General features: G+C 70.7%; 12 protein-coding genes and 1 tRNA gene. 10 read left to right on the plus strand and 3 right to left on the minus strand.

Annotated elements, in window-relative coordinates; genetic code table 11:
• The 6 genes from VGD85_RS09925 to VGD85_RS09950 form a co-directional block, all read left to right on the plus strand.
• On the plus strand, nt 1–555 hold a 555-nt coding region (locus VGD85_RS09925; protein ID WP_331063290.1), incomplete at its 5' end, for a hypothetical protein.
• Nucleotides 556–569: 14 nt separating this feature from the next.
• Complete coding sequence (locus tag VGD85_RS09930; protein ID WP_331063291.1) at nt 570–1508, plus strand: helix-turn-helix domain-containing protein; 939 nt, start codon at nt 570–572, stop codon at nt 1506–1508.
• Nucleotides 1505–2029 (plus strand): thermonuclease family protein, encoded by a 525-nt coding sequence (locus tag VGD85_RS09935; RefSeq protein WP_331063292.1) that lies wholly within the window; start codon nt 1505–1507, stop codon nt 2027–2029. The genes VGD85_RS09930 and VGD85_RS09935 overlap by 4 nt, the downstream gene beginning before the upstream one ends.
• Nucleotides 2030–2043: 14 nt before the next feature.
• Nucleotides 2044–2262 carry a hypothetical protein gene (locus VGD85_RS09940; protein ID WP_331063293.1) on the plus strand — a complete coding sequence of 73 codons (219 nt, stop codon included), beginning with the start codon at nt 2044–2046 and terminating at the stop codon, nt 2260–2262.
• A 358-nt stretch (nt 2263–2620) separates the two neighbouring features.
• Nucleotides 2621–2851 carry a hypothetical protein gene (locus tag VGD85_RS09945; RefSeq protein ID WP_331063294.1) on the plus strand — a complete coding sequence of 77 codons (231 nt, stop codon included), beginning with the start codon at nt 2621–2623 and terminating at the stop codon, nt 2849–2851.
• Between the two features lie 9 nt (nt 2852–2860).
• A complete protein-coding gene (locus VGD85_RS09950; RefSeq protein WP_331063295.1) occupies nt 2861–3022 on the plus strand; it encodes a hypothetical protein in 162 nt (53 codons plus the stop codon).
• A gap of 35 nt (nt 3023–3057) precedes the next feature.
• On the opposite strand, the gene VGD85_RS09955 is transcribed toward VGD85_RS09950, so the two are convergent.
• Nucleotides 3058–3924, minus strand: a complete 867-nt coding sequence (locus tag VGD85_RS09955; protein ID WP_331063296.1) for a hypothetical protein — start codon at nt 3922–3924, stop codon at nt 3058–3060.
• Between the two features lie 217 nt (nt 3925–4141).
• On the opposite strand from VGD85_RS09955, the gene VGD85_RS09960 reads away from it, so the two are divergent.
• From VGD85_RS09960 to VGD85_RS09975, 4 genes are all read left to right on the plus strand, one after another.
• Nucleotides 4142–4507 (plus strand): hypothetical protein, encoded by a 366-nt coding sequence (locus VGD85_RS09960; protein ID WP_331063297.1) that lies wholly within the window; start codon nt 4142–4144, stop codon nt 4505–4507.
• Nucleotides 4497–6068, plus strand: coding sequence for a hypothetical protein (locus VGD85_RS09965; RefSeq protein WP_331063298.1), 1572 nt, complete (start codon nt 4497–4499; stop codon nt 6066–6068). The genes VGD85_RS09960 and VGD85_RS09965 overlap by 11 nt, the downstream gene beginning before the upstream one ends.
• 64 nt (nt 6069–6132) lie before the next feature.
• Nucleotides 6133–6588, plus strand: a complete 456-nt coding sequence (locus VGD85_RS09970) for a helix-turn-helix domain-containing protein (RefSeq protein WP_331063299.1) — start codon at nt 6133–6135, stop codon at nt 6586–6588.
• A gap of 26 nt (nt 6589–6614) precedes the next feature.
• On the plus strand, nt 6615–7793 hold the full coding sequence (locus tag VGD85_RS09975) for a tyrosine-type recombinase/integrase (protein ID WP_331063300.1): 1179 nt from the start codon (nt 6615–6617) through the stop codon (nt 7791–7793).
• A gap of 185 nt (nt 7794–7978) precedes the next feature.
• Here VGD85_RS09975 and VGD85_RS09980 read toward each other — a convergent pair.
• Both VGD85_RS09980 and VGD85_RS09985 read right to left on the minus strand, forming a co-directional pair.
• Nucleotides 7979–8052 (minus strand) — tRNA-Met (locus tag VGD85_RS09980).
• 63 nt (nt 8053–8115) lie between these two features.
• Nucleotides 8116–8298: hypothetical protein (locus VGD85_RS09985; protein ID WP_331063301.1), on the minus strand; the 183-nt coding region annotated here is incomplete at its 5' end.

Consider the following 8298-nt stretch of genomic DNA (forward strand, 5'->3'; position numbering starts at 1 on the left):
AGCGACCGCGGTGACTACTACCTCGAGGCCGCCGGCGAGCACTTGAGCCGCCTGCAGCGGCGCTGCAGCGACAACGCCGAGCTGGTCGACGAACTCACCGGACACCTGGAGCGTGCATCGCAGGCGATCGCCGATGCCCACGATCTCCTCCAAGACGCCGACACCTCCGATCCTGAGCTCGCCAGCGAGGTCGCGCAGTTGAAGCCACGCCTCGCCGTCGTGGGCGAGATGATCGACCTGGCCAAGCCGATGGCCCGGTTGACCGCTCAGCACGTCGAAAGCGCGCAGCTGGCGGCCCAGCACGTGACTCCGCCGTCGCTGCTGGAGCCGGTCACCCTCGAGCGGAGCATCGCGACCGCCGGCAAGGAGCTCGGCCGCGCCGACGAGGACGTGCGCCTGCTCGAGAACGTCGTCGACCACGCCGCGGCCAACGCCCGGCAGTCGGCCGGCATCGCCAGCGAGATCACCGACAACGCCCGCCGGCATATGGCCGAGCAGGGCCGCGGCCAGGTTCCTCGCCAGGCGGCCCCGGCCGGCGGGTCGCCGGCGCGGTAGGAGGGAGGACAGGCATGGACCTCGATCAGGGCGGCCGCCAGCTGGCTGGCCTCGTCCTCGATGCCGCCGGCCGCGGGCAGCACGACCAGGTCGCCGACCTGATCGCGCCGCTGGACGCCGACCAGCTGCGGTCGCTGGTGACGGTGCTGGCCGTCCAGGTCGACCAGACCATGCCGGCGGCGCCGGCAACCGGCCCGGCTGCGGTGTGCGAGCTGGCCATCAACGCGGCTGCACCGATGTTCGGCACCGCCCCGGAGGCGATCCTGAGCGCCGAGCGCAGCCGTCCGGTCAGCGACGCCCGCGCCGTGGCCATGACCGCCGCGCGCGAGGTCGGCCTGTCCCTGCCGGCGATCGCCGAGCACTTCAACAAGGACCACGGTTCGGTGATCCACGCCGTGCGCCGCACCGCCGAGCGACCCCGACTGGCCGACGCCGCGGCCCGGGTCAGTGAGCACGTCAACGACAGATACACCTCCCGGCTCCCCCGCCCTGAGGCCACGGTGGTCAGCCTCCACCAGGATCCGCCGGCGTCGACCTTCGAGCCTGATGGCCCGGTCGAGCATGCCCTCGTGGCGGTCGCGGAGGCCTTCGACACCACGCCCGAGGTCCTCCTGGGTACCGACCGCAGCCGGGCGGCAGCGGACGCCCGTGCGGTGGCGATGATGGCGGCCCGCATCCACGGGCACAGCCTGCCGACGATCGCGCGTCACTTCGACCGCGACCACACGACCGTGCTCCACGCGACCCGGCGCATCGAGAAGACCCCACCGCTGCGAGACCTGGCCGCGAAGATCGCCGCCGAGCTCCCCGAGGAGCCGGCCGGCGCCGGCACGAGCGGGGCAGAGGTCGTCGAGCAGATCCCCGAGCCCGGCTACCGCTCCCCCGGTGCCCGGGCCCAGGAGCGCGCGGTTCCCGTCGCCGGCGAGGGTCTCCAGCTGGGGGTCGCCCGATGAAGGCCGTCATCGGCCTCGCGGCCGCGGCGATTGCCGTGCTCACCGCCGGCGGCATCAAGTCCGCCCTCCCCGGCGCTCCCACTGGCCCCGACTCATCCGAGGTCAAGGCCACCCAGGTCCGCGTGACGGCCGTGGTCGACGGGGACACGCTGCGCGTCGAGGACCTCGGCGGCCGCGAGCTCGGCCGAGTCCGCCTGCTCGGCATCGACGCCCCCGAAGTCGCGCACCCGTCGGCGTCGGCGGGGTGCTACGCCGACCAGGCAACCGATCTGCTCGAGGAGTTCGCGCCGGTCGGCAGCACCGTCCAGCTGGTCACCGACAGCGGCCAGCCCAACCGCGACCGGTACGACCGGCTGCTGCGCTACGTCGACCACGCCGGCGTCGACGTAGCGCACGAGCTCCTGGCCCGCGGCGCCGCACGCCGCTACGAGGCTGCCCAGGACCTCGCCCGCGAAGAGTCGTACTCCGCGGCCGCCGACGATGCTGAGGACGCCGACAGCGGCCTGTGGGGCACCTGCTGAGGGGACGGCCGGGCATGGACGAGCAGCTGATGACGGCCGCGAAGACGCTGGCCCGATGGTGCTACAACCGCGGCGTCGACGAGCGCGTCCTCGGCTGCAGGGAGCAGCTGCTCAAAGCGGCGGTCGACCAGGCGCTCGGACGTCCGGCGCCGGCGCACCTCGAGCATGCGCTGTGGCAACAGACCGCCACGCTGCTGCGCCAGCGGCGCGACTGGGACCGCGACCACCAGTGACTCCCCCGCCGCCCGCGGCGTGCTTGCCCTGCGCCGTGGCGGTCGAGGGGTGCCCCACCCACGCCGGCCGGCACTGTCGTGCCTGCGGTGGCCAACTGCACCGCATCGTCGTCGACGAGGGCTTTGACACCCATCCGTGCTGCGACCGCCCGGGCGGGACCGGTTCCCACGCCGTCCTCAAGCACACGGCACAGATGCTGGGCGCCACGCTGCTGGCCCAGCCGGCCTGAGCGGCCAGGGCCCCGCGACTTTCCAATCCAGTCGGGCCGCGGTGATCGCCCGGGCACTTGGTCCGCACATAGGTGACCAGGAGGACCGGCGCAGCCGGTGCCGGTCCACGGGATCCATGGGAGTTCACATGAGTGACGCCGCTCGCGAGGAAGCCGCGCTCGAGGAAGAGGCGCGACAGCGCGCCGAGGAGATCAGGGCGAGCGAGGAAGCAGCCGCCCGGGCCGCGGCCGCCGACGCCGGTCCCTCCCCCGACGCCGAGATCGCACAGGTCCACCGGTCCGGCCGCCAGCACGACCACACCGACACCGCCGCCTACCAGCGGCCCCAGCTCGGCCGCCGCCGCGGCCCGCGCCGATAGGAGGCCGCGATGGCTACCGCACTCGCGCCGACAACCGGATCCTCGACCGTCCGCTGGGTCGACTGCTCACGCAAGCTGGGGTCGCTGCCCTGCATGAACCACAAGCCGCACGAGGGCGACGGTCGCGGCTGCGTGCACCACTCCACGTCCGGCTTCCAGGACGACGAGTAGCCCGCCGCCGGCCGCCGCACCGCCGGAGAACAGCCTCAGCCGTGCACCAGGTGCAGCCGCGGCCGCTGAGGCTGCTCGACGGCCGTCTCCAGGCGCTGCATCCGCTCGAGGGTCATCGGGTGCCCGTAGCGCCGCAGCAGCCCCGCCAGCACGGGACCGAGGCCGAGCGAGAGCACGAACTGGTCGGCCTCGGCCTCCGTATGGAGCTCGATCCGCCGGCCGGCCGACGGCACCAAGTAGGTCAGCGCGATGACCGCGCCCCCGAGCAGACCGGCCCAGGCCCGGTCCTCGGCGACCGACTGCACCACGCAGATGACCCCCACGACGCCGCGCAGCGTCCAGGCCAGCCGCATGAACGGAAGCCAGGCGAAGGCCCAGCCGACGCCGCGGAACGTCGCCACCATCAGCCGCCACGGCGTCGTCGCCGCGAGCACGGCTAGCTCCAGCCGCGGCCGGAGCGCCTGGCGCCGGCCGACCGCATGAGCCAGCGCTGCGGCCGCCTCCGCGCCGGTCACACTGCCGCGGTACGTCGCCTCGACCAGCCCAGGGCTGACCACCACGGTGCGCCGGCCGATCGCCACCGCCACCGGGGTGGTCGGTCGCTGGATCCGGCGCACGAACACCGCGCCGACGTCGACACCGCGGCCGCCCAGTTCGGCCAGTACCCGTGCGATCACCTGGACCTCGGCCTCCGTCGCCGGCCGCGACCTGGTCAACGCCGCGATCGCAGGCTCCTGCAGCTGTCCCAGCGCCAGCGCGACCAGCACGCCGCCCGCAGCCATGAACGCCACCAGGCCCAGCGCCGGCGGGAGCAGGGCGCACACCACCGCGGTGAGGACGAAGCTCACCAGCACAGCCGGCGCCAGCGTCACGGCTCTCAGCACGGTCATCGGGAAGCTCATCTCGACCCTCCTCCATCTTGCAGCACTAGTGCGGATCTCTTGACTTTGCTCGCGGTGATCGTCCGGCAACCGCCGAGCGACATAGGCGAACGAGACCAGTTTGTGCCCAGGTGCCGACAGCACCCCGAGTTATCCACAGCCCGCCGCTCGGCGCAGCGGGCCGCGGCCGGGACGTGGGTTCATGAGCCAGACCGACCTCCGACTGAAAGGAACACCCGTGGACACCCTCAACGCTGACGGCACCTGGGACCGCCTCGGCTCGATCGCCCAGCTGCTGCACCAGGCCGCTGCCCAGGTGTGGAGCGATGCCGACGAGGCCACCCCCAACTCCCCGCTCCACGACCTCGGGCTGGGGGTCTACCTCGCGCACTCCCAGGCCAGCGCCCTGCTGCCCGACGACTACGAGCTGCCCGACGACGACCCGCTCCCCGACCTCGAGGAGCGGACGCCGCTGCAGCTGCTCACCGAGGCCGAGGAGCTGACCCGCCCGCTACCGCTGCATCAGCCGGACCTGGTCCACGGCTCGCAGCTGGTCGTCGACCTGTGCGACCTCATCCGGGAAGCCCGCGGCCTTGGCTACTGACCTGCGCCTGGCGTACGCCGACATCGACGAGGAGCTCTTCGACGTCGACCAGATCCCGGTGACCTCGCGCGACGTACGCAGCGTCGGCGAGATGCTCTTCGACGTCGACTACCTGGCTCGCCAGCTGCTCATGGACGTCGGCGGCGATGACGCCGGCACGCTCCTGCGGAGCTGGCCGACGATGGTCGCGGCCGCGGAGGACCTGTGGGCCTCGCTACCGGGTCGCCGGCCTGGCGTCGACGAGCGCGATCGGCCCATCACCAGCCTGTCGGCGCAGGCCTCGACCATCGAGGCCAGCCTGTCCGGCCGGAGGGCCTGGCCAGGTCCGGGCCCGACCAACCCCCGCGTCGACCAGATGACCCAGACCCTGCTCAACGCCGCGGCTCTGGTGCGCCGCTACGGCGCCGAGGTCCCGCACGAGCAGACCGAGGCCCACCGCGACCTCGAGGCAGCCCGGACCAGGATCATGCACGGTCTCTACCTGACCGCCCACGCCGTCAACGTCGCCCTGCACGACAACGGCCGCGACCGCGTCAACGACGCCCGTGGCTCGGGCCGCCGGGTCCAGCTCGCCCAGCACCACTCCCCCTACGCCATCGCACCCACCGGGGTCTGGGTCGATCGGATGTCGGCGTGCGAGAACACCGCACGCAGCTACCTGACCGACCGGTTCGCTCAAGCCCTCGCCGGCGAGGCGATCCGGCCCGTCGACGACCCCGGCCGCCTGGCGCAGGCCTTGGCCAACTGGGACATCCAGTCCCACCGCGCGCTGGCTCGCGACCTCGCGCCGTCCAACATCTTGCTCATCACCCGCACCCAGGGACTCATCGCCGGTGCCAGCATGGTGCTCGTCGACGCGGCCGCCACCGCCGGCATCGTCGAGCCCTCGGACCGCCTGGTTCCCTCGATCGCCGACGCAGGGCGCTCCTGGAGCAACCTGGCTAGCCGCTGGGGCGACCTCGCTCCCCCAGGAGCCCGCCTCGAGGAGCCCTTGGCTCGCGCGGCCGCCGAGGTCCGCGCCGCCTACCGCCAGATCACCCACGACACCACCACCCTCGCAACACCAGAGGTCATCGGCACCCGGCCCGGACTCCCCCAGGCCACCGTGGCGACCCTCCGCGCGATCGAGGCCGGCTCCGAGCTCGCGCACGTCGTAGCCGAGAAGGCCGACACCCCTAACCTCACCGGCCCCGCGCGAGCCCTGTCCCGGCGAGCGCACAACGACGTCGAGTCCGGGCTGGCCAGCCCGCCGGCCGAGGGTGACGTCGTGTGGGTCTCCCCCGCCGACATCCTCGCCCGACGCGCCGTCACGGCGCCGCAGCCCGTACGGGAAGCCTTGCGTTCGGCGAGTACGGCAACCGCGTCCGCGGCATCCACCGCGGCAGCCTCTGCCATGCTCGCGCACTCCAACGGCAGTAGCCATCGCCCCGCTTGGCTCTCGGCAGCGGACAACGCGCAACATGGCGGCCACTGCACCCCAGCATCTTCGCCGGACCACGGCATGCCATGCAGAAAGTCTGCGGGCATTGATCGCTCAGCACCTGTCGGACCACTTAGGTGACCATCAGACACCAGGTGGGCTGCGACCACCGAGACCCACCACCGCAGGTCGGAGGAGACACGAGATGGAAACGGTGAAGGAGACCCTCGGCGTCGGCGGCCACCGACCGCTAGCTGCTCAGGAGAGCGAACGCATCCTTGAGGATGTCGTCACAGACATGAGCGAACACGCCACGCCGCCTTCCGACGAGCCCCTCCCGACAGAACGCCGCCGGCTCGCACTCACCCCTGCCACGATGAACATTGCGCAAGCGGCTGCCTACATCGGGATCGCGAAGTCGACGCTCTATACCTGGCGCACGCGACGCCCGGGGTTCGGACCACGCGCGGTGAAGGCGGGCGGCGCACTGCGGTACCGCCGTTCGGATCTTGATGCTTGGATCGAGGCCCACGCCGAGACACTGGATCTCGAAGCGGAAATGGACATCGACGACAACGGCCGGGGCTCGAGGGGTGACCACCTAGCAGCATCCAGCACGCTAGGTTCCATGTCGCGACGGTCCCGTCCACGGCATCGGTAGCGCTCAGACCTCAAGAAGGAACGCCCATGGCTCGCCCCCCGCTGCCCATCGGAACATTCGGGACCATCACGACGAAGGAGGTGCGTCCCGGCGTGTATCGCGCGCGAACGCGCTTCCGCGACTTCGACGGCGTCACGCGCGAAATCAAGGGGACCGGTCGAAGCGCCGCCGCCGCAGTACGAGAACTCAAAGTCAAGATCGCCGACCGAAGCGCCCCATCCGGTGACCTCATCGGCCCCGACATGCGAATCAGCCAAGTGGCCGACATCTGGCTCTCGCTGTATCGCGCCGAACAGCGCTCCGAGGCAACTACCGCGAACGAGTACCAACGCATCATCGAAAACGTCATCAATCCAGCCATCGGCAACATTCGCCTGCGCGAGGCAACAGCTGGGCGCCTGGAACGGCTCATCAGGTCGCAGGACTCCCACAGCCGCCGCAAGAAGACCAAAACGGTCCTCAAGATGATGTTCGACGCCGCGGTTATCGACGATGCGCTCCCGGCCAACCCGGTCTCCTCCACATCTCGGCTTCGAGGCCAGAAGAAGGACGTCCAAGCGCTCTCGGTGGAGGATCTCAATGCCGTCCGCTCTGCTGTAGACGCCTGGATGACCAAAAAGCGACCCGGTCCAAAGCCGAACCAGGACATGCCCGACATCGTTGACCTGCTGCTCGCCACGGGCTGCCGGATCGGAGAAGTGCTCGCGATCCGATGGACAGACATCGACTTGAGTGCGACCCCGCCGACGGTGTCAATCAGTGGCACGATCAAGACGGAGACGGGAAAGGGCACGTACCGGAAGCCCAAGCCGAAGTCGGACGCTTCAAAACGCACCATCGCGCTGCCGCCGTTTGCTGTCGATGTTCTGATGAGGCGGCGTACCGAGCAACGACCAAATCACTACAACGCGGTCTTCGCCACCCGTAACGGCACCTGGCACCAGGTCGGCAACATCGAGCGGCGGTGGCGCACGATCCGAGCAGACACAGGCTTCGACTGGGTGACGCCACACACGTTCCGCAAGACCGTCGCGACCTTGATCGACCGCCTGGTCGACTCGGACACCGCAGCCCGCGTCCTGGGCCACTCCTCAGATGCGATCACCAAAGAGTTCTACATCGAGAAGGACTGGACCACACCTGACGTGACGCACATCCTTCAGTCCTTCGCCGGGAAGGCCACGACGACCGCATCAGACGACTGACGTCCTCGGGGTGTTTCGAGCTCCAGCCCTGCATCTGCTTGGCCCCAACGCCGGGCCCAACTCGGTACCAGATTGGGTCACCCGCGCGAAGGTTTCTGGGACATAAACGCGACATAAGGCAATGTGACTCAAGAAGCCAAGTGGCCCCCGATCTGCGTTTCCGCAGGTCAGGGGCCACTTTCTTGTAGCGGGGGCAGGATTTGAACCTGCGACCTCTGGGTTATGAGCCCAGCGAGCTACCGAACTGCTCCACCCCGCGTCGGTGATCCCTACTCTACGGGGTCACCTCGGCGGCCTCCAAATCGGGTGGGCGTGAACGGGGTCACGACCCCGCGGCGTCACCGTTGCCGCCACCGCCGGTGTCACCACCGCCGGCGCCGTCACCCCCGCCGCCAGCCGCGCCACCCTCCTGCGCGGCCAGCTCGAGCGCGCGCTGCACCAGCTCCTGGGCCTCCTCCGTCGCCGTCTGGTAACCGGCCAGGTCGCCTTCTTGCAGCGCGCGCTG

It is taken from the genome of Nocardioides sp. (genome assembly GCF_036401255.1).
Taxonomy (GTDB): Bacteria; Actinomycetota; Actinomycetes; order Propionibacteriales; family Nocardioidaceae; genus Nocardioides.